This is a genomic window from Methylobacterium sp. WL9 (assembly GCF_008040035.1).
Lineage (GTDB): Bacteria > Pseudomonadota > Alphaproteobacteria > Rhizobiales > Beijerinckiaceae > Methylobacterium > Methylobacterium thuringiense.
In genome coordinates, this window is record NZ_VRVE01000201.1 from 1 (window position 1) to 615 (window position 615).

The following is a 615-nucleotide window of genomic DNA, read 5'->3' on the forward strand; positions in this document are numbered from 1 at the left end:
CCGTCACCGACCTCCGGCAGGCGATCCAGAACGCGTTCGCTGCCTTCACCCCTGCCGAATGTCGCAACTACCTCGCCGCCGCTGGATACGATGCATACGATCCAGCATGATCGGATGCGGCTCTAGGCGATCAAGCTCACTAACGGGCAACCCAATTCCCAACCCAAGCAAGCGAGCGTTGGCGCCGGGCCAAGGAGTTGGAGATGGAAAGGCTTCAGGAGCACTAGGCTTGTCGTCTACGGCAGATTTCGGCACGGGGTCCCCCAACCCTTCGGCGATATTTTTAGATCAATGGTGACCGCCTCACTGGACTTGTGCCCAATACGCTACCGAATGACAAGGAGCAACGTAGGCAGTCCTATTTAGCGCGGGCTGGGCTGCTAGTGCAATGGACTAGGACCGATCAAAAAGCGTTTCCAGCTTGATTTTGAATCGGCCCGCTCCTCGCGTTGGTGCGTGGGCGCGCTCATATTCATCAACATTGCTGCTTTTACAAGTGTTTCGCCAGTCAATATACTACGGATAGCCTGCGGCCAACGGAGCATCCTCGATATGGCCCCAACATAGCCATAGCCAAACCCACCCCCCACGTGCACACGTCCGGCGCCCTCCCGC

At 57.7% G+C, this 615-nt stretch carries 1 pseudogene; it reads left to right on the forward strand.

Going from position 1 to position 615, the window contains the following annotated elements:
- Positions 1–110, forward strand: a pseudogene (locus FV217_RS22495) (IS630 family transposase); the annotation flags it as partial.
- Between the last annotated feature and the right edge of the window lie 505 nt (positions 111–615).